Annotated in this window: 21 protein-coding genes, 1 tRNA gene and 1 pseudogene; 16 read left to right on the top strand and 7 right to left on the bottom strand. The window is 68.6% G+C overall.

Annotated elements, in window-relative coordinates; translation table 11 throughout:
* Positions 1 to 213 precede the first annotated feature (213 nt).
* Positions 214 to 2,262 carry a prolyl oligopeptidase family serine peptidase gene (locus tag ACIRG5_RS16155; protein WP_402905323.1) on the top strand — a complete coding sequence of 683 codons (2,049 nt, stop codon included), beginning with the start codon at positions 214 to 216 and terminating at the stop codon, positions 2,260 to 2,262.
* A gap of 58 nt (positions 2,263 to 2,320) precedes the next feature.
* Here ACIRG5_RS16155 and ACIRG5_RS16150 read toward each other — a convergent pair whose 3' ends face one another.
* The 4 genes from ACIRG5_RS16150 to ACIRG5_RS16135 all read right to left on the bottom strand — a co-directional run bounded on the left by ACIRG5_RS16150 (position 2,321) and on the right by ACIRG5_RS16135 (position 6,049).
* The gene (locus ACIRG5_RS16150; RefSeq protein ID WP_402906169.1) at positions 2,321 to 3,136 is read right to left on the bottom strand and encodes a spermidine synthase; all 816 of its coding nucleotides are present in this window, start codon (positions 3,134 to 3,136) and stop codon (positions 2,321 to 2,323) included.
* Positions 3,137 to 3,165: 29 nt separating this feature from the next.
* The gene (gene speD, locus ACIRG5_RS16145) at positions 3,166 to 3,561 is read right to left on the bottom strand and encodes an adenosylmethionine decarboxylase (RefSeq protein WP_319977204.1); all 396 of its coding nucleotides are present in this window, start codon (positions 3,559 to 3,561) and stop codon (positions 3,166 to 3,168) included.
* Between the two features lie 34 nt (positions 3,562 to 3,595).
* Positions 3,596 to 4,762, bottom strand: a complete 1,167-nt coding sequence (locus ACIRG5_RS16140; RefSeq protein ID WP_402905321.1) for a type III PLP-dependent enzyme — start codon at positions 4,760 to 4,762, stop codon at positions 3,596 to 3,598.
* Between the two features lie 108 nt (positions 4,763 to 4,870).
* The gene (locus ACIRG5_RS16135; RefSeq protein ID WP_402905319.1) at positions 4,871 to 6,049 is read right to left on the bottom strand and encodes a metallophosphoesterase; all 1,179 of its coding nucleotides are present in this window, start codon (positions 6,047 to 6,049) and stop codon (positions 4,871 to 4,873) included.
* A 90-nt stretch (positions 6,050 to 6,139) separates the two neighbouring features.
* Between ACIRG5_RS16135 and ACIRG5_RS16130 the strand changes: the two genes are divergently transcribed.
* From ACIRG5_RS16130 to pabB, 3 genes are all read left to right on the top strand, one after another.
* Complete coding sequence (locus tag ACIRG5_RS16130) at positions 6,140 to 6,637, top strand: SigE family RNA polymerase sigma factor (protein ID WP_402905318.1); 498 nt, start codon at positions 6,140 to 6,142, stop codon at positions 6,635 to 6,637.
* The gene (locus ACIRG5_RS16125) at positions 6,634 to 7,494 is read left to right on the top strand and encodes a hypothetical protein (RefSeq protein WP_402905316.1); all 861 of its coding nucleotides are present in this window, start codon (positions 6,634 to 6,636) and stop codon (positions 7,492 to 7,494) included. Before ACIRG5_RS16130 ends, ACIRG5_RS16125 begins: the two co-directional genes overlap by 4 nt.
* A 94-nt stretch (positions 7,495 to 7,588) precedes the next feature.
* Positions 7,589 to 9,574, top strand: coding sequence for an aminodeoxychorismate synthase component I (gene pabB / locus ACIRG5_RS16120; protein WP_402905314.1), 1,986 nt, complete (start codon positions 7,589 to 7,591; stop codon positions 9,572 to 9,574).
* A gap of 110 nt (positions 9,575 to 9,684) precedes the next feature.
* Here pabB and ACIRG5_RS16115 read toward each other — a convergent pair whose 3' ends face one another.
* A complete protein-coding gene (locus ACIRG5_RS16115) occupies positions 9,685 to 10,026 on the bottom strand; it encodes an Lsr2 family protein (RefSeq protein ID WP_030476951.1) in 342 nt (113 codons plus the stop codon).
* A 324-nt stretch (positions 10,027 to 10,350) separates the two neighbouring features.
* Between ACIRG5_RS16115 and ACIRG5_RS16110 the strand changes: the two genes are divergently transcribed.
* The 6 genes and pseudogenes from ACIRG5_RS16110 (at position 10,351) to ACIRG5_RS16085 (ending at position 14,783) form a co-directional block, all read left to right on the top strand.
* A complete protein-coding gene (locus tag ACIRG5_RS16110) occupies positions 10,351 to 10,632 on the top strand; it encodes a metal-sensitive transcriptional regulator (protein WP_319977198.1) in 282 nt (93 codons plus the stop codon).
* A gap of 53 nt (positions 10,633 to 10,685) precedes the next feature.
* Positions 10,686 to 10,759, top strand: a tRNA-Leu gene (locus ACIRG5_RS16105).
* A gap of 243 nt (positions 10,760 to 11,002) precedes the next feature.
* A pseudogene (locus ACIRG5_RS16100) lies at positions 11,003 to 11,478 on the top strand (PTS system mannose/fructose/N-acetylgalactosamine-transporter subunit IIB).
* A 6-nt stretch (positions 11,479 to 11,484) separates the two neighbouring features.
* The gene (locus tag ACIRG5_RS16095) at positions 11,485 to 13,092 is read left to right on the top strand and encodes a PTS system mannose/fructose/sorbose family transporter subunit IID (protein WP_402905312.1); all 1,608 of its coding nucleotides are present in this window, start codon (positions 11,485 to 11,487) and stop codon (positions 13,090 to 13,092) included.
* Between the two features lie 9 nt (positions 13,093 to 13,101).
* Positions 13,102 to 13,488 carry a PTS sugar transporter subunit IIA gene (locus tag ACIRG5_RS16090; RefSeq protein WP_402905310.1) on the top strand — a complete coding sequence of 129 codons (387 nt, stop codon included), beginning with the start codon at positions 13,102 to 13,104 and terminating at the stop codon, positions 13,486 to 13,488.
* Positions 13,485 to 14,783 (top strand): hypothetical protein, encoded by a 1,299-nt coding sequence (locus tag ACIRG5_RS16085; RefSeq protein WP_402905308.1) that lies wholly within the window; start codon positions 13,485 to 13,487, stop codon positions 14,781 to 14,783. The genes ACIRG5_RS16090 and ACIRG5_RS16085 overlap by 4 nt, the downstream gene beginning before the upstream one ends.
* Here ACIRG5_RS16085 and ACIRG5_RS16080 read toward each other — a convergent pair.
* Positions 14,747 to 15,586, bottom strand: coding sequence for a GntR family transcriptional regulator (locus tag ACIRG5_RS16080; RefSeq protein WP_402905306.1), 840 nt, complete (start codon positions 15,584 to 15,586; stop codon positions 14,747 to 14,749). The genes ACIRG5_RS16085 and ACIRG5_RS16080 overlap by 37 nt on opposite strands.
* A 79-nt stretch (positions 15,587 to 15,665) precedes the next feature.
* On the opposite strand from ACIRG5_RS16080, the gene ACIRG5_RS16075 reads away from it, so the two are divergent.
* The 6 genes from ACIRG5_RS16075 to ACIRG5_RS16050 all read left to right on the top strand — a co-directional run bounded on the left by ACIRG5_RS16075 (position 15,666) and on the right by ACIRG5_RS16050 (position 19,684).
* Positions 15,666 to 16,565: a cellulose binding domain-containing protein gene (locus ACIRG5_RS16075; RefSeq protein WP_402905304.1), complete on the top strand. Its 900-nt coding sequence runs from the start codon at positions 15,666 to 15,668 to the stop codon at positions 16,563 to 16,565.
* Positions 16,566 to 16,640: 75 nt separating this feature from the next.
* Positions 16,641 to 17,408, top strand: a complete 768-nt coding sequence (locus ACIRG5_RS16070) for a hypothetical protein (RefSeq protein WP_402905302.1) — start codon at positions 16,641 to 16,643, stop codon at positions 17,406 to 17,408.
* A complete protein-coding gene (locus ACIRG5_RS16065) occupies positions 17,405 to 17,587 on the top strand; it encodes a hypothetical protein (RefSeq protein WP_402905300.1) in 183 nt (60 codons plus the stop codon). Before ACIRG5_RS16070 ends, ACIRG5_RS16065 begins: the two co-directional genes overlap by 4 nt.
* Entirely contained in the window at positions 17,584 to 18,408 is an 825-nt protein-coding gene (locus ACIRG5_RS16060; RefSeq protein WP_402905299.1) for an SMP-30/gluconolactonase/LRE family protein, read from the top strand. The genes ACIRG5_RS16065 and ACIRG5_RS16060 overlap by 4 nt, the downstream gene beginning before the upstream one ends.
* A 74-nt stretch (positions 18,409 to 18,482) precedes the next feature.
* A complete protein-coding gene (locus ACIRG5_RS16055; RefSeq protein ID WP_402905297.1) occupies positions 18,483 to 19,097 on the top strand; it encodes a ClpP family protease in 615 nt (204 codons plus the stop codon).
* Entirely contained in the window at positions 19,094 to 19,684 is a 591-nt protein-coding gene (locus ACIRG5_RS16050; RefSeq protein WP_402905295.1) for a ClpP family protease, read from the top strand. The genes ACIRG5_RS16055 and ACIRG5_RS16050 overlap by 4 nt, the downstream gene beginning before the upstream one ends.
* Here ACIRG5_RS16050 and ACIRG5_RS16045 read toward each other — a convergent pair.
* Positions 19,681 to 20,040: a helix-turn-helix domain-containing protein gene (locus tag ACIRG5_RS16045; protein ID WP_402905293.1), complete on the bottom strand. Its 360-nt coding sequence runs from the start codon at positions 20,038 to 20,040 to the stop codon at positions 19,681 to 19,683. The genes ACIRG5_RS16050 and ACIRG5_RS16045 overlap by 4 nt on opposite strands.
* Positions 20,041 to 20,107: the final 67 nt, after the last annotated feature.

Genomic DNA, 20,107 nt, shown 5'->3' with positions numbered 1-20,107 from the left:
CTAGTGCGCCCCGTGCTCCGCGCCACTGACCCGCACCCGCCACCCGTTCGCGTCTCGCACCGTCCGCCCGCAACCCTCGCCACCGTGGCGCGGACAGGAGGCCGCGGCGCACGCCCGGCCATGACGCTCACAACCCCCACCCGATCTGTATCGCACCAGGCAGTGCACGTCACAGCCCCAGTGCGGCACGCGTGCGCGGGTTAGTGTTGGTGGGTGGGCAACGACATCTCCTTCCCGCGCCAACAGGCGCGCACCCAGCGGTTCACCGTCGGAGCACCGAGGACCTTCGCGGTGTCAGCGGACGGCGAACGTGTCTTCTTCCTGCGCCCGGCCACGGCCACCAGCCGTGCGAACGGGCTCTGGGAGCTGAACACGTCCACCGGCGTCGAACGGCTGCTCGCCGACCCGGCGACGCTGCTGTCCGATCCGGAGGATCTGCCCGCGGAGGAGAAGGCACGCCGCGAGCGCACGCGTGAGTCCGGTGCGGGCATCGTCGGCTACGCGCTCTCCCGGGACGCCTCGGTGGCCTCGTTCGCGCTGTCCGGGCGTCTGTTCGTGGCCGACCTGACGGACGGCGCCGTTCGTGAACTGCCGACGCGCGGTGGCGTCATCGATCCGCGCGTCGACCCGACGGGCCGGCGCGTGGCGTACGTCACGCACGGCACTCTGCGGGCGGTCGAGCTGTCCTCGGGCGAGGACTACGCCGTCGCCGAGCCGGACGGCGAGGACGTGACGTTCGGCCTGGCCGAGTTCATCGCGGCCGAGGAGATGTCGCGCTACCGCGGCTACTGGTGGGAGCCGAACGGCGACCGCCTCATCGTCGCGCGCGTGAACAACGCCGAGGTGCGGCGCTGGTACATCGCCGACCCGGCGAACCCCGCCACCGCGGCCACCGAGATCGCCTACCCGGCGGCGGGCACGGCCAACGCCGCGGTGTCGCTGCACGTCGTGTCGCTGGACAGCACCTTCGTGCCGGTCCTGCTCGACTTCGACTACCTCAACGACGTGCACTGGTCGTCCGGCGGCGCTCCGCTGATCACCACGCAGACCCGCGACCAGCGCACCCGCAGGATCTACACGCTGGCCCCCGAGACCGGCGCCGTCACCGAACTCGCGGCCGAGACCGACCCGACGTGGCTCGAGGTCACCGACGGCGCTCCCGCCTGGACGCCGGACGGCCGGCTCGTGCGGATCGTGGAAGAGGGCGACGAGTACGCGCTCCGGGTGGGCGACGACGTCCTGACCTCCGGCCTCCAGGTGCGCCGGGTGCTCGACATCGCCGACGACTCGATCCTGGTCACCGCCTCGGCCGACGACCCGACGCAGGTGCACGTCTACTCCGTCGGCGAGACCGTCGAGCGACTGTCCTCTGAGGACGGTGTGCACTCCGCGGTTCGAGGCGGCAGAACGGTTGTCCTCGTATCGGCCACTTTGGACACTTTCGGCGCGCGGGCGCGAGTCGGCGACCACGTGATCGAGTCGTGGGCGGACACGCCGGTCCTCAAGGCGTCCCCGCGCATGCTGACCCTCGGCGAACGCTCCCTCCGCGCCGCCCTGCTGCTGCCCACCGGCCACGTTCCCGGCACCAAGCTCCCGGTGCTGATGGACCCGTACGGCGGCCCGCACGCCCAGCGCGTCATCTCGGCCCAGAACGCCTTCCTGGCCTCGCAGTGGCTGGCGGACCAGGGTTTCGCGGTCATCGTCGCCGACGGCCGCGGCACGCCGGGCCGAGGCCTCGCCTGGGAACGCGCGATCGCGTTCGACTTCGCGGGCGCCACCCTCGAGGACCAGGTGGACGCGCTCCACGCGGCCGCCACGATCGAGCCGGACCTCGACCTCACGCGAGTGGCGATCCGAGGCTGGTCCTACGGCGGCTACCTGAGCGCCCTGGCGGTCCTGCGCCGCCCGGACGTCTTCCACGCGGGCATCGCGGGCGCCCCGGTGACCGACTGGCGCCTCTACGACACCCACTACACCGAGCGCTACCTCGGCCACCCGGACGACAAGCCCGAGGTCTACGACTCGAACTCCCTCATCGCCGACGCGGACAAGCTCTCCCGCCCGCTGATGATCATCCACGGCCTGGCGGACGACAACGTGGTGGCGGCCCACACGCTGCGCCTGTCCAACGCCCTGCTGGCCGCCGGCCGCCCGCACACCGTGCTGCCGCTGTCCGGCGTCACCCACATGACCCCGCAGGAACAGGTGGCGGAGAACCTGCTCCTCCTGCAGGTCGACTTCCTCAAGCGGTCACTCGCCTAGGAGACAGCGAAAGGGGCGCCTCCCACGAACGGGAAGCGCCCCTCTCGGAAGCCTTCGATCAGGCCAGCGACTGCCGCACCCGGTAGGGCGGAATGCTGTTGCCCACCAGTGCCAGGTCGTCGATCGACTCCGGCTGGTACCCGGCCGTCTTCAGGCGCTCGACCATCAGCGCGGTCGGGTCCTCGACGACGTCCGCGCGGCCGAACAGGTACGCCCACTCGTGCTCGTCGGAGCCGTAGTAGGCGACGGTGTCGAACACCTCGTTGAACCGCTGCCAGGAGCGGATCAGGGTGGTGTTGCGCCACATCGTCTGGCAGCCGGACTGGTTGACGACGACGCCGCCGGGACGCAGCAGCGCCTTGCACATGCGCAGGAAGTCCGCGCCGTACAGGCGGTTGTGCTGCGCCTCCTCCTCGCGCTCGTCGGGCAGGTCCACCAGCACGATGTCGTACTTCTCCGACGTCGTGCGGATGTACTCGAACCCGTCGATGTACTGCACGCGGATCGGGCCGTCACCCTTCTCCGCGGCAGCCAGCTCCGAAGACGTGTAGCCGTACGGCAGGTGCTCCGCGCACAGCTTGACGGCCTGCTCGTCGATGTCGATGTGGTCGACGACCGTAGCGCCGTGCTGCACGGCCATCTGGCACACGACGCCCTCGGAGGAGCCGATGACCAGCACGCGCTCGACGGTGTCGGCCAGCAGCAGCGCCGGCACCATCAGGGCCTCGTGGTAGGTCAGCTGGCTGAACTCCGTCGACTGGCGGTCGTTGTCGCAGAACAGCGACAGACCCTGGGCCGTACGGGCGATCACCAGGTGCTGGAAGTCGGTTTTGGTGTCGACCAGCACCTCGTCCACCTGCCAGTGGCGGGTCATGCCATCGGCGAGCGGCTCGTTGATCGTGTTCACGCGACATGCTCCTTGACGCCACGAGTGACGAGGTCCGTGCTCACGTGAGCAGCGCCCAGAGCGTCAGCGAGTAGTTGGACGGCCAGCGCTGGTTTCGCACGGGTACCGCAGGTGAACACGTCGACGAACACCGAACCCACTTCGGGATAAGTGTGGATCGACGCATGGGATTCCGACAGCAGGGCCAGCACGGTGACTCCTTGGGGATCGAACTTCTTGGAGATCACCTCCAGCACGGTTGCGTCGGCCTGCGTGAGAACCTCACCAAGGGCGTGCCGCAGGAACTGCTCGTCGTCGAGCAGATCCGCGCTCACACCCGAGAGCTCTGCAAGTACGTGCTGTCCCGCGAACAAACCGACGGTCTCCTCGGTCTGACAGGGCGCTTCGGACATCAATCACTCCAAACTATGTGAATTGCGAACAGGCTTAGACGCAGTACGTGGCCAACGGCGGGAAGCCGTTGAAGCACACGGACGAATAGGAGGAGGTGTAGGCGCCCGCGTGGAGGATGTCCACGTGGTCACCCGCCTTCAGGTCGAGCGGCAGGTCGTAGCGGGTGTGCTGGTAGATGACGTCGTCCGCGTCGCACGTCGGACCCGCGAGGACGATCGGGCCGACCGGGCCGCCGTCGCGCGAGGTTCGCAACGCGTAGGCGATCGCCTCGCCCTCGGTCTCGGCCAGGCCCTGGTAGCGGCCGATGTCGACGTACACCCAGCGGCGTTCGTCCGAATAGGACTTCCGCGACACCAGCACGACCGACGAACGGATCATCCCGGCCTCGGCGGAGATCGCGCGGCCGGGCTCGATCATCACCCTGGGACGCACGGCGCCGAAGTGGCGGGCGATCGACGCCTCGATGGCGACGGCGAAATCGTCGAGGGAAGGCGTGGAAGCCTGGTACACGGCGGGAAGCCCGCCGCCCAGGTTCACCGTCGACGTCTCGATGCCTTCCGCACGCAGCTTCGCGGCGATCAACGCCGCGTCGGCGATGCCGGAGTCCCAGCCCTCGATGGAGAGTTGCTGCGAGCCCGCGTGGAACGCGATGCCGAGAGGAACGAGTCCCAGCTGGTGCGCGAGCCGCAAGAGATCCGTCGCCATCTCCGGATCGCAACCGAACTTGTTGCCGAACGGGTAGGTGGAACCCTTGCTGTGGACAAGAATCCGCACCAGTACGGACGAACCGGGCGCGTGCTCGGCGACGAACCGCACGTCCTGCTCGCTGTCCGACACGAACATCCGCACACCACGTGAGTGGGCGTACGCGATGTCAGCGGCCTTCTTGATGGGGTTGCTGTAGGAGATCGACGACGGCGCGGCGCCGCGCGCCAGGCACAGGTCGATCTCCGCCGGTGACGCCACGTCGAAGTGCGAACCCTCCACGACCAGCGTGGCGACCACGTCGGACTCCGGGTTCGACTTGACCGCGTAGAAGATGTCGATGGACGGCAGTGCCGCGCGAATCGCCTGGTAGCGCGCGCGAATCGTCTCGAGGTCGATCACCAGACACGGTGTCGACGGGTTCTCCTGGTCCAGGAAACGCCGAATACGAGCCTCTGCCTCGTAACGCCGGTCGACGGCGAAGCTCTCGGTCATTTCCCCAGGGTTCCCCCTTCATCCGCCTCGCGGTCCGTACGCGGGCACGGCCGACCACTCTACGGCCTTGACACCGCAATCGCGCAATCCAGTACAGCCGAGTGTGATTTAGCCAGCAGAACGCAGCTCGATCATCGTGATGTCCGGGGGCGCGCCCACGCGCACCGGCGGACCCCAGAAACCCGCGCCACGACTGGTGTAGAGCCAGGTGCCGTCCACCTTCGACAGCCCGGCGGTGCTGGGTTGCTGCAGCGGCACAAGGAAGTTGAACGGCGCCATCTGTCCACCGTGTGTATGACCGGACAACTGGAGGTCGACGCCGTGTGAAGACGCGTCGGCGACCTGAACGGGCTGGTGTGACAAGAGGACTACGGGGTTGTTTCGGTTTCGTCCCGCGAGCGCGCGGCCGAAGTCCGGGCCGTCGTCGTAGGACTTCCCGGTCACGTCGTTCACGCCCACGACCTCGATGCCGCCGGCGATGGTCAAACCCTCGTTGCGCAACGGGTTCACGCCGAGCCTGTCCAGCTCCGCGATCCACTGCTCGTGCCCGGAGAAGTACTCGTGGTTACCGGTCACGAAGAAGCTGCCCTGCTTCGACACCAGGTCCCGCAACGGCGCCGCGGCCTCGCCCAGTTCGGCGACGGTGCCGTCCACCAGGTCGCCGACGATCGCGACCATGTCGGCCTGCTGCTCGTTGATCATCCGCACGATCCGCTCGGTGTGCGAACGCCCGAGCAGCGGTCCGAGGTGGATGTCGCTCACGACCGCGATCCGGAAGCCGGACAACGACGACTGCAGCTTGTTCAGCGTCACCGGCACGTTCAGCAGCTGCGGGTCGCCCAGCGCCTGCGTCATGCCGTACCCGACGACACCGCCCGCCGCGACGCCGGAACCGATCGCCACCGAGCGCGCGATGAACAGCCGCCGCGACGGGTCCGGCACGACCTCCACGGGCTCGGCGGGACCGGCGCCGGCGGCCACCGGCGTGAGCGCGGCCCGCTTCAGCAGGATCCGGCGTGGGATCTCCGCGACGCCGAGCGCGATCGCCAGGTAGAACAGCACGGCCAGCCACACGAACCCGGGCCAGGCGAAGAACTTCCCGTACTCCGGCGGCACCCTGCGCGTCACGACCAGGGCGCTCATGAGCGTCACGAACGCACCGACGATCGCCACGGTGCCGATGCGGCGCCCGAGCGTGCGGGGGAGCGTCGTGTCCACGACCAGCCGCCGCCACAGGTACAAATGGCCCAGCGCGACCGGGACGCCGAGGATCAACAGGAAAATCACGACATCAGTATGCGTTTCGCGAACCTCGTGCAACCCGCCAGGCCCCAGGTGGCGTGACTAACCCGGCACCGCAGATTAGGGGGAAACCTGATGAGTGATCGGGACGCCGCGTTCCAGGAGTACTTCGCGGCCCGTTCCGACGTCATGCGCGGCACGGCGTACCTGCTGTGCGGCGATTGGCATCGCGCGGAAGACCTCGTGCAGCAGGCCTTCACCAAGCTGTACCTGGCTTGGCGGCGGATCGAGCGGCACGAGGCGCTGGACGCCTACACCAGGCAGATCGTGGTGAGGACGTTCCTGTCCGAGCGACGGCGCGGGTGGTTCCGGTTCGAGTCGGCGAGTGACGACCTGACCGACTCGGCGGCTCCGCCGGGCGTCTACCCCGAGGAACGGATGGTGCTGCTGGAGGCGCTGGCGAAGGTGCCTCCGAAGCAGCGTGCGTGCCTCGTCCTGCGGTACTGGGAGGACATGTCCGTCGAACAGACGGCCTCCGTTCTCAAGTGTTCGGAAGGAACCGTGAAGAGTCAGGCCGCGCGGGGGCTGCAGACGCTGCGCGGTCTGCTCTCAGAGCAGGAGAGGGTTCGATGAACGAACAGGACCTCAAGCGAGCTTTCCAGGACGTGGTGGTGGCGAGCAGCCCGCCGCCGTCGATGGATCCGGGCGTCGCGCTCGACAGGGCGCACAAGGCCCGGTCCAAGCGGCGGGCGTCCATCACCGGGGCCGCGGTCGCCGTGCTCGTGGTCGGCGTGGGGCTCGGGTCGGCGTTCGCGCTGAACCCGCAGAGCACGAAGGACTACCTGATGGGCGCGGGGCAGAGCAGCAGCTCGAACCCCGGCAAGCCCGGCATGCCGGACACGCAGTGGGGCGAGGAGTGGCCGGCCGGGCAGTCCGACCGGACGGCCACCAACGGGCCGCAGGCCGACCGCGGCACGCAGCTGCTGAACCTGGCCAAGGCGTCCTTGCCCGCCGGGTACGACGCGCCGGATCTGAAGTACAAGGATCCCGGCACGTACGGCGGCATGCTCCGAGCCCAGGCGCAGGTCTCCAGCAACAAGGGCGAGACGCCGGAGGTCTGGGAGTACACGGCGTACGTGCCGGTGCGCAAGGACGACAAGGTCGGTCAGCTGACCGTCATCGTGACCATGCCGAATCCGAATCGCCCGACGAATCCGTGTGCGGTGCCCAACGGTATGCACGGCATTGCGGGCTCCGACTGCAAGATCTACGAAGTCGCGGGGAACCAGGTCGGGGTCGCCTCTCCCGTGAACCCCGCCCAGGGCAATGCGACGACGGCGTCCTACCGGGCGGCCAACGGCTGGACGGTGACGATCACGCAGGAGGAGGAGTACTCCTACAGCGGTTATCCGAAGCTGGACAGGCAGCCGTTCTTCGCGCCGGAACTGGCGGCGCTCACGGCGGATCCGAAGTTCCTGCTCGGTAGCTGAGTTCGCGTTCGAGTCCGGAGGGCGGTCACGATTTGTGGCCGCTCTCTCTCATTGCTCCGATCGGGTGTTTTGCCAGGTAGAGTGCCGTCCTGGAATGCGAACCCTGCTCATCGACAACTACGACTCGTTCACGTTCAACCTCTTTCAGCACCTCGCTGAGGTGAACGGCGCCGAGCCCGTGGTCGTCCACAACGACGACCCGCGCTTCCGGCTTGCCTCACTGCGGTCGTTCGACAACGTGGTGATCTCTCCCGGACCCGGCCGGCCCGGCAATCCCGCCGACTTCGGCATCTGCCGCGCGGTGATCGACCACGCCACGATTCCGTTGCTGGGCGTGTGCCTGGGCCACCAGGGCCTGTGTCAGTCGTACGGCGCTGTCGTGGGGCCTGCGCCCGTGCCGCGCCATGGGATCGTTTCCGCTGTTGCGCACACGGGCGTCGACGTGTTCGCCGGGCTGCCCTCGCCGTTCGACGTCGTGCGGTATCACTCGCTGGCTGTCACGGATCTGCCTTCTACTTTGGAAGCCATCGCGTGGAGCGAGGACTCCGTGTTGATGGGTGTGCGCGCTCTCGACAGACTCGCGTGGGGTGTGCAGTTCCATCCCGAATCGATCTGCACCGAATTCGGTCGCGAGATGCTCGCGAACTTCGCCGCGCTGACCCCGACCCGGACGGCCGCGGTGCCGGAACCGGTGCTGGTTCGCTCAACGCCTCAGAAGCGCCCTGTGCACGTCCGCCGGTTGGGCGTGGCCGTGGACGCGGAACAGGTGTTCGCGGCGCTCCACGGGGCCTCTGAGGCCGCGTTCTGGCTGGACAGCGGGTCCGGCGGCCGGTTCTCCTTCATGGGCGACGCCTCCGGGCCCCTCGCCCGCGTCGCGCAGTACTCCGTGCAGGACCAGGTGCTCACCCTCGACGGAGTGCCGCGACCCTGTCCTTCTTTCTTCTCCTGGCTGGACGACGACCTGGCGGCGTGGGGCGTCGAGCAGCCGGACGTGCCGTTCGACTTCGCCCTCGGGTGGGTCGGGTATCTCGGCTACGAGCTGAAAGCGGAGTGCGGCGGCGACTTCACGCACCGCGCGGAGCAGCCCGACGCGTCGTTCGTCTTCGCGGACCGTGCCGTGGTCATCGATCACGTTGATGATTGCGTCTATTTGCTCTCGCTGACCGACGACACCTGGTTCGGCGAGGTTTCGGCTGTTCTGCGACAGCTCAGGCCATTGCCGGAGCCTTCCCGGCCGGTCGTGTCGGAGGTGACGTTGCGCCATCCGCGCGCTCACTACCTGAAGCTGATCAGCGCGTGCCAGGAAGCGATCACGGCGGGGGAGACCTACGAGGCGTGCCTGACGAACATGATGTCGTGGCGTGCGACGCTCGACCCGTGGGACACATATCGGCTGCTTCGCGCCGCTAATCCCGTTCCGTTCGGGGCGTTGATGCGTTTCGGTGACCTCTCCGTGCTCAGCACGTCACCCGAACGATTTATCCGGGTGGGCCGAGATCGCGTCGTGGAGTCATCGCCGATCAAGGGGACGCGGCCGCGAGGTGTTGATGCGGCGGACGACGAGATGTTGCGCACAACGTTGGCGCGATCGGTCAAGGACCGCGCGGAGAACCTGATGATCGTGGACCTCGTCCGCAACGATCTCGGTGCGTGCGCGGAAGTGGGTTCGGTCGAGGTGACGCGGTTGTTCGACGTCGAGACCTATGCGACCGTACACCAATTGGTGAGCACCGTGCGGGCCAGGCTTCGGCCGGACAGTTCTGCCGTCCGATGTGTTCGAGCCGCGTTTCCCGGCGGTTCCATGACCGGTGCGCCGAAGATCCGGACCATGCAGATCCTTGATGGCTTGGAAGCCGGTCCACGTGGGGTGTACTCGGGAGCGCTCGGTTACTTCTCGCTCAACGGAGCCGCGGACTTCAGCATCGTCATCCGAACGCTGGTCGCGAACGGGGACCAGGTGAGTTTCGGAGTCGGCGGAGCGGTCATCTCACTGTCCGACCCTGACGAGGAATTCGAGGAGACAGCGGTCAAGGCCGCCGCGGTGTCACGCCTGTTCGGAGCACACTTTCCAGGTCGTTGATCCCGCGTTCCGGGGATAGTGTGAACGAACCGGGATGTGTTAGATCTTTGGGGTTAACACGTCGGCCGGCGACCCGGCCGACGTGTGGAAACCTCGCTTGTTCACGCAGGTCAGGAGGCGTGCGCTTCCTGGAACTGCACGACCAGGTTCTGCGGAATACGACCGCGGTCCGAGATCTGGTGCCCCTGCGCGCGGGCCCAGTCACGAATGCGCTGCGCCTCAGCCTTGTCGGTGGCCTTGACCGTGGACTTGCCGGTGCCCTTGCGCTGCTTGCGGCCACCCGCACGACGGGCCTTGCCGACGAAGTCCGCCAGCGACTCGCGAAGCCGCTCCGCATTTCCCTTCGACAGGTCGATGGCGTACTCGACACCGTCAAGTGCGAAGGTCACGGTCTCGTCGGCTTCTCCGCCGTCGAGGTCGTCGATGAGTTGGACGACGGTCTGCTGTGCCACTGTTCCTCCGTTGGGTACTCACATAGCACGCGGATCCTCGACGTAACCACGTGCTTCGACAACACCATAGTCCACACGAGGAAAAACGGCGAACCTTTCGCCGCTAAAATGTGACCGCAACCGCCCGGTCGGGGCATTTACCCGGTAAACCACACGGGTGTTATGGGTCCAAAATGTGGTGCTACTCGTCTCACTTCGACCCGTTGCTGGGCTTGCCGGACGCTTCCCCATTCCAGCCGACGGAGCAGCGTCGCACATAACGCACCCCCATCCGGTGCGGGTATCCTCGACATACCCGCCAGGGGTAGGGAAGGTCAGGGGCCGATGCACGGGTACACCGCGGACAAGGACGCATACCTCAAGCGACTGCGCCGCATCGAGGGACAGATCCGTGGTCTCCAGCGCATGGTCGAGAACGACGAATACTGCATCGACGTCCTCACCCAGATCTCCGCGGCCACGAAGGCCCTGCAGGCGGTGTCGCTGGGGTTGCTCGACGAGCACCTGAAGCATTGTGTGGCCCAGGCCGCCGCGGAAGGTGGTCCGGTGGCCGAGCAGAAGCTGGCGGAGGCGTCGGCGGCGATCGGCCGACTCGTTAAGTCCTAGGGGTCCCCAGCAAGAAACTCGGTTGGGTGATCCGCTACAGTTCACCCAGCTACGCCCCCCTAGCCCAATCGGCAGAGGCAGCGGACTCAAAATCCGTCCAGTGTGCGTTCGAGTCGCACGGGGGGCACGTACTTCGGGCGAGGTGTGTTCGCGAAAAGCGCGAACCCAACCTCGCCCGTGGTGTTTTCTGGGGGCCGAGCCCCCAGGCCCCAGCCGGGGCGCTGCGCCCCCGGATCCCCGCATTGCGCCGGGCTCGGAATATCCACTGTGGAAACGACGGCCCTGCTGGGTCGGTTCGGTGCTGCCCGTTGACAGCCGATACTGGTTTGCACCAGTATCGAGGCACGTCGGCTGACCAGGGGGAGTGGGCATGGCGGGAGTGCATCTGCGGGTCGACAACCGGTTGATCCACGGCCAGGTGACCGTCGCGTGGACCGGGGGGTTGCGCGTACGGAAGCTGGTCGTGTGCAACGACGAGGTCGCCGGTGACGAACTGCAGCGGATGTTGCTCCCGCAGGCAGCGAGGGGCTGCCGACCGAGGTGCTCACGGTCGCCGAGGTGGTGGAACGCGTCTGGGGAGAGGACGTGATGCTGATAGCGAAGCATCCGGCCGACGCGTTCCGGCTCGTCGAGGGCGGGGTGCGGCCAGGGGTGGTGAACGTCGGGAACGTCGCACCCCGCCCCGGCGAGCAGTACACGATGGTGACCAGGTCGATCGCGGTGACCGCGCAGGACGCGGAGGGGTACCGCCGGCTCGCCGCCGAGGGGATTCCCGTTGTCGCGCAGATGATGCCGCGGGACAAGGCCGCCGACTTCACCGCGTTGCTCGACAAGAAGGGGCTGTAGAAGCCGATGCTCGTGGCACTGGCTTTGACGCTGTGGGCTGTCATCTGCACCTACGACGTGCTCGGGCCCTTCCTCATCTTCGCGGGCCGGCCCCTGGTGGCGGGGTCGGTCGCCGGTCTCATCACCGGTGACCCGCTGCTCGGCATGGCGATCGGCGCGACGCTCGAACTGGTGGCTCTGGGGGTCTACCAGTACGGCGGCGCGACGATTCCGGACTACCAGACCGGGGCCATCGTCGGCACCGCGCTCGCGGGAAGCGCGGCGGGACCGCTGAGCGCGCAGGTGGCGGTCGGCATCGCGGTGGCGCTGCCCGCCGCCGTGCTTCTGTCCACTTTGGACCCAGTCGGCAAGATGATCACGACCGGCATGGTGCATCGCGCCGATCGCTACGCGGCCGCGGGGGACGCGCGCGGGCTGGCCAGAATTCACTGGCTCGGTCTCGTGCCGTGGTGCGGAGTCCGGGCGGTGCCGACGTTCCTCGCGGCGCTGACGGCGTCCAGTGGCGTGGTCGAGAACCTCACCAAGGGGATTCCCGCGGGCTTCGTGAACGGCATGACGCTCGCCGGGTCCTTGTTGCCCGCGGTGGGATTCGCGTTGCTGCTGTCGATGATGCAGCTGTCGAAGTACTGGTACCTGTTGCTCATCGGGTTCGTAGCGTTCGCGTACATGAAGGTGCCGTTGCTGGGCATCGCGTTGCTGGGTGTCGCGATCGCGTTCCTGGTCGTCGGCCGGAGCGAGCAGGCGCCGGTGGCCGCCGAACCGGCCGAGGAGTCCGATGTGGACCGTCGGCTCACCGACCAGGACCTCAGGAGGGCCTACCGGCGGTACTTCTGGTCCAGCCAGGTGTCGTGGAACTACGAGCGGATGCAGGGGCTCGGGTTCGCGTACGCCATGGAACCCGTGCTGCGCAGGCTTTACCCGGACGCGCATGACTACGCGCTGGGGCTGCAGCGGCACATGCAGTTCTTCAACACCTCGGTGCTGGTGGGCGGGCCATTGATCCTCGGGTCGGCGATCGCGATGGAGGAGGCGCGCTCACCGGAGTCCGCGGAGAGCACGAAGGTCGCGTTGATGGGGCCGCTGGCCGGCATCGGCGACACGCTCGTCTTCGCACTGTACAACAGCATCGTCTTCACCATCGGCGCCTCGCTCGCCCTGCAGGGCAACTGGCTCGGGCCGGCGTTCGCAATGGTCATGGTGCTGGTCCCGTACGCGCTGGTGCGCCGCTGGCAGTTCCGCCTCGCCTACCGCGAGGGCAAGAGGCTGGTCTCCCGCTTCGCCGCCGGAACGCTGAACCGCCTCTCCCAGGGCGCGACCGTGCTCGGGTTCGTCGTGCTCGGCGGGTTCATCCCGTTGATCGTCAAGGTCGTCACCACGCTGACGTACCGGCAGACCACGACGGTCGACGGCGAGCAGGTCACCCAGACCGTGTCGATCCAGGAGCGGCTCGACGACCTGCTGCCCCACCTGCTTCCCGTGCTCGTCACCGCCGCCGCGTACCTGCTGCTGACCAAGGCCAGGCTGAAGCCCGTGCTGGTCATCGGCATCTTCGTCGTGGTCGGCGTGGCGCTGGGCTGGCTCGGCTGGTTCGCACCCGCCGCGCCCAAGAGTTAGGAACGAGCGATGACCACACCCGTCCTGCTGGCCGGGCACGGCGCACTGCCGTCCGGCGCCGCCGACGCGGCCCAGCTCGTGGTCGGCCCGCAGTCCCGGCTCCTGGTGTGTGAGCTCGGCCCGGCGGAAAGCCCGGACTCGTACGGCGAACGGCTCGCGGACCTCGTCGGCGACGCGCCGGAAGTGCTCGTGCTGGCCGATCTTCCCGGTGGCACGCCCGCCAACGCCGCGAAGCTGCTGGCCGCACGCCGGGGTGGCGTGCGGATCGTGACCGGTCTCAACCTGCCGATGTTGCTGGAGGTGCTGGTGCGCGACGGTGATGTGGACGAGTTGGCCGCGCTCGCGCAGACGGCCGGACGGGGTGGGGTCCTGACCGAACCGGTGCTGACTCGATGACGCTCCTGCTCGCGGCCGGCCGCACGGTGATCACGCCGGGCTCCGGCCACCCGATGGGCGGCTACCTGTCCAGGGAGGGCGTCGCCACCGGCGTGCACGACGACCTGGAGGCCACGCTGGTCTGGTTGTCGTCACACGACGATCCGGGCGTGGTGTGGGTGACGCTCGACGCGCTGGCCACGGACGTCTCGCTCACCCACGCGCTGGCGGCGGTGGTCGCGCAGGAGACCGGAGTTCCCGCGAACCGCGTCCTCGTCTGCGCGTCGCACACGCATTCCGGGCCGGACGGGTGGACCGGGGCGATCCATCCGGGAATGCCGGCGCAGCGGGAACCCGAACTCGTCGAGCGGCTGATCGAACAGGTCGGGGCGGTGGCCGGCGGCATCCGTCCACATCGGACACCGGTGAGCGCTCGCTGGCACGAGGGCGCGGCGGCGCGGGTCGGCGCCAACCGCAACCGGCAGGACGGGCCGCACGACGGATCGGTGGGCGTGCTGACGTTGCACCACCCGGACGGCACGGTGGCGGCGTTGCTCTTCGACTACGCCAGCCACCCGACCGTGCTGGGCGCCGACAACCTCGACTGGTCGGCGGACTGGCCGGGCGCCACCCGCAGGGAGCTGGCCGGGCTCGCCCCGGTGGTCGCGTTCCTGCAGGGTGCGGCGGGCGATGCCAGTTCGCGGTTCGTCCGCCAGGGACGTGGTCACGCCGAGGTGTCCGCGCTCGGCGGCAGGCTCGCTGAGTCGATCACGGGACTGCTGTCGTCCGGTCGGCCCGTCGAGGAACCGATCCGGCTGACGCGGACCGTGCTGCGACTGCCTCACCGCTCGCTGCCGTCGCCCGCCGAGTGCCGGCAACTGCGCGAGGGTGCCGAACGTGGATGGCGGAAGATGTTGCCAGCCAAGGAGAACGACCCCGCCGTCCGCATCGCGCAGACCCGGTACGAGGGAACGCTGATGCTCAGCACCCTGGCCGCCGCGGGACTACCCGGTGAGGCGGAGGTGCCGGTCACCGTCGTGTCGCTGGGCGAGGTCGCCTGGCTGCACACGCCCTTCGAGTTGTTCTCCTCGATCGCGTTGCGCATCAGGGCCGCCAGCCCGTTCGCGCACACGAGGGTGATCGGCTACACCGACGGGTACGCCGGCTACCTGCCTGACCACGACGCCTACCGCGAGGGGCTCTACGAGTCCTACATCGCGCTGGTGGAACAGGGTGCGGCGGACGTGCTGGTGGACCGCTGCGCCGAACTGCTGCGCGCTCATCGCGATCGGCGCGCGGTGGTGAACACGGTGTAGCGGTCGGCCCGGTAGAGCGACCGCCCCGCCTCGATCACCCGGCCGTCCGCCGCGTGCAGCGTGCCCTTGAGCACGAGACACGGCTGGCTCGGCTCGATCCCCAGCAACGCGGCGTCCTGCGCCGGCGGCAACACGGCGTTGATGGCCGTGTCATTCCAGTCCGGCACCACGCCGAACCGTTCGGTGAGCGTCTTGTGCAGTGAATGCGTCGACCAGTCGAATTGGTCGATACCGGGGAAATGGTCGAGCGAGAGGTTCGTGCGCTCCAGTGCGAACGGTTCGCCGTCGACCGAACGGAGCCTTTCCAGCCGGAAAATCTGTGCGCCCGGAGGAATGTTCAGACGTCCGGCGATCTCGGCACCCGCGGATTCCACGAGGGCCAGCAGCACCTTGGCGCCCGCCACCGAGCCACGTGCCTCGACATCCTGGGTGAACGACGTCAGCATGTCGATCTGCGTGGGAGGACGTTCCGCGGTGAAGGTGGCGTTGCCGTGCTGGCGGTACAGCAGCCCGTCCGCCACCAACCGGTTGATCACCAGCCGGACGGTGCTCCTGGAGATCTGATAATGCTCGGCCATGAATCGTTCCGACGGAATCAGCCTGCCCGGCCCCGCGTCGGTCGCGACGGCCTCCAGAATCTCCCTGAGCTGGTCGCCTTTCGGGCGGTCCGGATCCAGCTCCGCGGGGAATTCCAGATCGTCCGCGGGAACATGCTTGGGGCGGGGCACTTTGCCATTATGCCCCAGTGGGACGGCGAAACGCCGCGACGCCGACGCGGTGACGGCCGTTCCGCGGTTGATCAAGGCCGAACGGCGGATGTGAGCGGGGCCGGGAGACCGCTACGGTCGTGCAGGTTTGCATGAACGCGCGCGGGAGTCCTTGGTGTTGCGGAAGTCCTTGTCTTTTCTCCTGGTTCTTTTGGCGTGCGCGTGCACGGTCGAGGGCCAGTCGCGTCCCGTCGCCGCCCCGGTGCAGGTGCGTCAGCCGACCTTGGTCAACGAGGCGACCGGTGACGTGTCCGCCGTCGTGCGTGCGGTGATCGACGGCCGCACGGTCGAGCTCGACACCGGCCAGCGCGTCGAGGTCTCGTTGCTGGCGCCGCCCGCGGACTGCTGGGCCGGCGCGGCGCGCACGTTCACTGAGAAGTCGTTGCTGGGCAAGGCTGTCCGCGTCAGCTCGCTCACGCCCGGCGAGGTGAACCTCCGGCTGGAGGACGGCACCGACTACGCGCTGCTCGCCGTGCGGGAGGGCGTGCTGAGGGCTCAGGCCGCCGCCGGTGCGCTCGCCGACGCCGAACTCGGTGCCGCCCGCGAGGACCGCGGCCTGTGGGGAGCGCCCTGCAACGGCATGGACGCCACGACAACGACCACTGCTCCTCCTCCCGCGCAGCGCGTCGAGCCGCCGAAGTCCTTGCCCACGACCACTCCTCCGCCTCCCGTGGTGACGACCACTCCGCCGCCGCCACCCTGCGCGGTCGCCTACCGGCTCGACGGCCAGTGGCAGGACGGGTTCCAGGGGAAGATCACGATCAGGAACACCGGCGGCGCCGCGATCAACGGCTGGACGCTGAAGTGGTCGTTCGCCGACGGGCAGACCGTACGGCAGATGTGGAACGCGTCCGTGTCCCAGCGGGGTTCGGCCGTCACCGCGACCAGCGTCGAGCACACGAGATCGATCTCGCCCCGCGGTGAGGTGGAGATCGGGTTCCTGGGCTCGGTCCGCAGCCGGAACACCGCGCCCGCGTCGTTCACGCTCAACGGAACGGCCTGCTCGACGAGCTGACTGTTGGTCCTGACGGCGACCCGTGGCAAGATAAATTAGTAATTAACTACTGATTGATCATGTCAGGGACGAACCGTGCAGGTCAACAGGGTTGTGCCGCTGTCCGTCGAGGTCGATCACGGCCTCGGCGGACGCTGGACCTCGCTGCGCACAGCCGACCGCGAGTGGCTGTGGCACCGGGCCGATCCCGCGCGTGCCGAGGTGACGCCGGGCTCCGCGTTCGTCGACGCGGGCGGCCTGGAGGAGTGCGTTCCGACGGTGCGCGGCCTGCCCGATCACGGCGACGCGTGGAGCAGGCCGTGGCATCGGACCGGTGTGGACTGCCCTGACTTCACGTTCCGCCGCTCGATGTCGTCCGCCGGTGGCGCGATCGTCGCCGACTACGAACTGATCGCCGAGCCCGGTTACCGGTTCGTGTGGGCCGCGCACGCCCTGCTCGACGTCAGCCCGGATGCCCGTCTGGACGCTCCGGCCGGCACCTCCGTGCTGATCGCCGATCCGGTTCCGAAGTTGTGCGAGTGGCCCGCCGGCCTGGACTCGCTGGGACCCGACGACGGCACGGCGACCGGCGCGGTGCTCGACCGCGGCCAGATCCGCGTGATCGACGGAGACCAGCGGCTCGACCTGCGCGTCGAGTGCGCCGACCAGCCCGTCTCCATCGCGTTGTGGCGCAACCTGAAGGGCTGGCCGGAAGACGATCCGTACCGCAGCGTCGGCGTCGAACCCATGCTCGGCCGCACCTTCGACCGCCACGACACCACCCGTCCGGTGGCGGTCGTGCCCGCTTCGGGCTCAGTGCGCTGGCGCCTGACGATCACCGCCCACAGAGGAGGAACGGCATGACGGAGGTGCTCACCCCGGGCGAGACCATGCGAGCGTTCCGCGCCGCCGCCCCGTTCCGGCAGGGAGGAGCGGCGGAACTCACCGCCGTGGCCGCGTTCGCCGTCGTCGCCCCTGGCGACTGGCAGGGCCTGCCCACCCAGGCCGACCTGGATCTGCGAGCAGGGAGCACCGTCCGATGACGCTGACCCAGTGGAACTTCGAGCAGCTCGAACTCGGCGAAGGCGCCCGCTGGATCAACGGCAGGCTGGTCGTCGTGGACCTCCTGGCCGGCCGCGTGCTGGAGACCCGAGGCGACGTTCCCGCGCCGTTCAAGGAGATCGCCGCCCTCCCCGTGCCTGTCGGTGCCGTGGCACCAGTGCGGGACAGCGACGAACTGATGGCCGCGTTCGGTACCGGCGCGGGCCTGCTGAACGGCCCGCAGCAGGAAACCTTCGCGGACGAGGGCATGCGCGTCAACGACGCCGTCGCCGACCCCGCCGGCCGCTTCTGGGTCACGACAATGACGTACGACACCGAACCCGGCACCGGCGCCCTGCACCGCCTGGGATCGCCCTCACCCGTCCTCAAAGGACTGACGATCCCGAACGGCCCGGCGTTCTCCCCCGACGGCAGGCACCTGTACCTGGCCGACAGCGCACGGGGAGTGGTCCACCGCTTCGACGTGGGCCACGGCGGCGAACTGGGCGCCCGCCGAGTCTTCCTGCACACCCCGCACCAGACCCCGGACGGCATGACCACCGACGTGGTCGGCAACGTGTGGATCGCCTTCTGGGGAGCGTCCGTCGTGCGCCGCTACCGTCCGGACGGCCGTCTGGACCGGGAGGTCACCCTTCCCGCACGCCAGCCCACGAGCGTCTGCCTCGGTGGCCCGGACGTGGCCCGCCTGTTCATCACCACCGCCAAGTACGGCCTGCGCCGCCCTTCGCTGCACGACGGCGCGGTGTTCGCGATCGACGTCGACGTGCCTGGCCGTCCGGCGGACGACTTCGTGCCCAGGTGAGGGCTGCTGTGAGCTGATCTGCCCACAGCAGAGAAAGAGGCGGACCGGTCGTACGGCCCGGCATCGTCGGTGCCATGACGAACAACGAGAAGCTCTTCAGCCCAGGGCTGCGGGAACGGTTCTTCGGTCAGCGGGTGCTGATTCTCGACGGCGCGCTCGACGACGACAACGGCACGGTGCTGGCCACGCAGATGTTGTCGCTGGCGAGTGATGATCCGCGGCAGGACATCGCGTTGTGGATCAACTCGCCGGGTGGGTCGGTGCCGTCGATGCTGGCCATTCGTGACGTGATGCGGTTGGTGCCGTGTGATGTGGCGACGTTGGCGCTGGGGTTGGCTTGCAGCGCCGGGCAGTTCCTGTTGTCCGCCGGGACGCCGGGCAAGCGGTTCGCGTTGCCGCACGCGCGGATCCTCATGCACCAGGGGAGTGCGGGCATCGGCGGGTCCGCTGTCGAGGTGGAGGTGCAGGCGGACGACCTGCGGCACACCCGTGACACGGTGCTCGGGCTGATCGCGGAGGACACCGGACAGCCGTTCGACCGGATCTTCACCGACTCGCTGCACGACCGGTGGTTCACCACGGCGCAGGCACGGGAGTACGGGTTCATCGATCACATCGTCAGCGACCTGGGGCAGGTCGTTCCCGTCCGCACGCACAAGCTGGGACTGCACTCGGGAGCCGTCGCATGAGCACCTACACCATTCCCAACGTCATCACGCGGGACGCTCGCGGCGAGCGGGTCATGGACGTCTACTCGCACCTGCTGTCCGAACGGATCGTGTACCTGGGCACCGGAATCGACTCCGGTGTCGCCAACGCGTTGATCGCGCAGCTGTTCCACCTCGAGGCCGACAACCCCGACATGGAGATCAACCTCTACATCAACTGCGAGGGCGGCGACCCGTCGGCGATGCTCGCGCTGTACGACACCATGCGCTACATCAAGGCGCCGGTCGCCACGACCTGCGTGGGGCAGGCGGTCGCGGCGGGCGCGGTGTTGCTGGCCGCGGGCGCGGAAGGGCGGCGGTCCGTCCTGCCGCACTCCAGGGTCGTGCTGCACCAGCCGGCGGCGCAGGGGCGGGGCACGATCCCGGACCTCATCCTCGCGGCGGACGAGGTGGTGCGGGTGCGCACGCAGCTGGAGGCGATCCTGGCCCGGCACACCGGCCGGACCGTGGCCGAACTGCGCCACGACACCGACCGGGACCGCGTGTTCGACGCGGCGGGAGCGGTCGAGTACGGGCTGGTCGACCGGGTGCTGGACCAGCGGGCCTAGGCGGCGAACGCCATCGCCACGGGACCGGAGGGGCGGCCCGTCGGGCGTGAGGTGTGGAAGTGGCCTCCGCTCTGGAACGGGCCGGCGGCGCGGAGGTTGCGGACCTGGCCGGCGATGCCGATCAGCAGATCGGCCAGGTCGATGCCGAGCGCTCCGGCGACCGCCGCGATCATCTCGCTCGACGGCTCCTTGCGGCCGCGTTCGATCTCGGACAGGTACTGCACCGAGATGCCCGCCCGTTCGGCCACGTCGACCAGCCGGTCGCCGCGCTCCTCCCTGGTCTCGCGAAGCTTCCGGCCCAGGGCTTCCCGCCACAGGGGCTCCGGGGTGCGCTTGAAGTCCAGGATCTCCGCCATGTCGTCATGGTGACAGCATCGGGACGGCCGCAAAGGGGCGTTCTGCTACCAGCAGAAAGACGGCCCT

This window comes from Lentzea sp. NPDC102401 (assembly GCF_044765805.1).
GTDB lineage: Bacteria > Actinomycetota > Actinomycetes > Mycobacteriales > Pseudonocardiaceae > Lentzea > Lentzea sokolovensis.
The sequence above is the reverse complement of the archived record's forward strand: the minus strand, read 5'-3'. Positions and strand labels throughout refer to the sequence as shown.

Bases quoted from the DNA above. Each gene is read 5' to 3' on its own strand.
- ACIRG5_RS16150 (WP_402906169.1), bottom strand. From the start codon at position 3,136: ATGACCCGCCACTGGCAGGTGGACGAGGTGCTGGTCGACACCAAAACC.
- speD (WP_319977204.1), bottom strand. From the start codon at position 3,561: ATGTCCGAAGCGCCCTGTCAGACCGAGGAGACCGTCGGTTTGTTCGCG.
- ACIRG5_RS16140 (WP_402905321.1), bottom strand. From the start codon at position 4,762: ATGACCGAGAGCTTCGCCGTCGACCGGCGTTACGAGGCAGAGGCTCGT.
- ACIRG5_RS16130 (WP_402905318.1), top strand. From the start codon at position 6,140: ATGAGTGATCGGGACGCCGCGTTCCAGGAGTACTTCGCGGCCCGTTCC.
- ACIRG5_RS16125 (WP_402905316.1), top strand. From the start codon at position 6,634: ATGAACGAACAGGACCTCAAGCGAGCTTTCCAGGACGTGGTGGTGGCG.
- pabB (WP_402905314.1), top strand. From the start codon at position 7,589: ATGCGAACCCTGCTCATCGACAACTACGACTCGTTCACGTTCAACCTC.
- ACIRG5_RS16110 (WP_319977198.1), top strand. From the start codon at position 10,351: ATGCACGGGTACACCGCGGACAAGGACGCATACCTCAAGCGACTGCGC.
- ACIRG5_RS16095 (WP_402905312.1), top strand. From the start codon at position 11,485: ATGCTCGTGGCACTGGCTTTGACGCTGTGGGCTGTCATCTGCACCTAC.
- ACIRG5_RS16090 (WP_402905310.1), top strand. From the start codon at position 13,102: ATGACCACACCCGTCCTGCTGGCCGGGCACGGCGCACTGCCGTCCGGC.
- ACIRG5_RS16085 (WP_402905308.1), top strand. From the start codon at position 13,485: ATGACGCTCCTGCTCGCGGCCGGCCGCACGGTGATCACGCCGGGCTCC.
- ACIRG5_RS16065 (WP_402905300.1), top strand. From the start codon at position 17,405: ATGACGGAGGTGCTCACCCCGGGCGAGACCATGCGAGCGTTCCGCGCC.
- ACIRG5_RS16060 (WP_402905299.1), top strand. From the start codon at position 17,584: ATGACGCTGACCCAGTGGAACTTCGAGCAGCTCGAACTCGGCGAAGGC.
- ACIRG5_RS16055 (WP_402905297.1), top strand. From the start codon at position 18,483: ATGACGAACAACGAGAAGCTCTTCAGCCCAGGGCTGCGGGAACGGTTC.
- ACIRG5_RS16050 (WP_402905295.1), top strand. From the start codon at position 19,094: ATGAGCACCTACACCATTCCCAACGTCATCACGCGGGACGCTCGCGGC.
- ACIRG5_RS16045 (WP_402905293.1), bottom strand. From the start codon at position 20,040: ATGGCGGAGATCCTGGACTTCAAGCGCACCCCGGAGCCCCTGTGGCGG.